General features: G+C 37.8%; 2 protein-coding genes. Both read right to left on the minus strand.

All coding sequences use genetic code 11. The features are described 5' to 3' along the window. Positions 1-211 (minus strand): hypothetical protein (locus HMPREF2574_RS10640; protein ID WP_218970103.1); only part of this gene is annotated, 211 nt, incomplete at its 3' end. 329 nt (positions 212-540) lie between these two features. Continuing rightward, positions 541-1,287 carry a replication initiation protein gene (locus HMPREF2574_RS00195; RefSeq protein ID WP_070812026.1) on the minus strand — a complete coding sequence of 249 codons (747 nt, stop codon included), beginning with the start codon at positions 1,285-1,287 and terminating at the stop codon, positions 541-543. Positions 1,288-1,408 lie beyond the last annotated feature (121 nt).

A 1,408-nucleotide genomic window follows, 5' to 3' on the forward strand; every position in this document is an offset into this window, starting at 1 on the left:
TTTTTTGAGGTTTGAAACCCTTTTGAGCCTTACGCAAATCAGCAATTTTAAGGCTTGATTCCTGTTGATTTTTTCCCATGTTTTTTATTCCTTTCACTCTCGTTACGCTCGTTGTTACACATTTTGTAACTCTCCAAAAATCGCCAAAACGCCCGTCACATCGTGATTTTTGCCACATAATGGACTTGCAGTCGGCTGGTACTTCGTACATCTCACGTTATTTTTGCCGACTGTTAGAGTAGTCGGTTCTTCGAATGAGTGTGGGAGTAGCTACTCCCACACTCACGTTTAATCAAAAGTGTGAGCGGTGTAGACGGGTTACACGGTCGGGGGCTACGCCTTTCCCGACCTAACCCTACACCTACCCTTTTGATTAAACTTGCTATGTTTTGCATAGATATTTTGGTATTTTGAACAAAAGAAATCAACAAGGGGTGTTACCATCTACCCAAGCTGATTTTTCTTATTCGTGTTGCTTAAAAGCATTATCTCAAATTACAAAACAAACGTCAATAGCGTTACGCTATTTCGCTTGATTTATTATTTCAGCAGTTGTCTATTGTCCGTCAGTTGCATTTCATAGCCAATGACCTTGCGACCATTCTTAACCACAGTCAAACAGACATCAATTCCTAACTTCTTCTCCAGTTCTTCTGCACCTACTTTTAGACAATCCCTTGCAAATATAGCTGGTGCCAATCTCTTTTCAGTTCCTAAGAACCAATCTTGCCATTCTTCCAAGTCACCTTGTATCGTTGTAACACGCTGATTTTTAAAGCGATTTGCTTCCCACAATTTCATCAAAATAATGGCATACTTTGATTTGATTTGAGCTAACTCTGCCAATTTGAACGAGAAGAACTGGCTACGTAAAGCAAATACGTAAGGCGCAGCATCTTCTGAAAAGATAAATTCCACTTCACCATTAGCTAAGAATTTTATTTTTCTAAATAACTGGGTCATCAATATCCCTTTAACGCCATTCTCAACGATTGGTAGATATAAGGCAGTGTTCTCGTTTAAGGCTTTAAAGCCACGTGCCACTCGCTCATAATTGAACCCTGAAGCATTCAATCCAAAGTTCTTCAGCACCTCTTTTACATTTGTCGTAAATGTATCTGTTGCAGTGCTTTCTTTGGTCACATAGCTAAAACAATAATCCAATAGCTTATGTTCAAAGGCTTTTAAATTTCCAAAGGCTTTCGCTAGGTCATTTGCTTGCACTACTAAATAATCTTGTCTTGACATCAACCCCTCAAAAGCATTTTCTGACTTCGACTTTTTCATGTTCAAACCTCACGTACTTTTTCCTTATGTATTAGTATATAATATAAAAGAGAAAAAGTAAATTCTTTTTTTAATTCTTCTCACCTTTCACGTATAAAATTCTCATGTATCACGTATAAAA

It is taken from the genome of Streptococcus sp. HMSC034E12 (genome assembly GCF_001835915.1).
Lineage (GTDB): Bacteria > Bacillota > Bacilli > Lactobacillales > Streptococcaceae > Streptococcus > Streptococcus vaginalis.

What these genes read in the sequence shown, in the direction of transcription:
- HMPREF2574_RS00195 (WP_070812026.1), bottom strand. Translation starts at nt 1,287, where the DNA reads ATGAAAAAGTCGAAGTCAGAAAATGCTTTTGAGGGGTTGATGTCAAGA.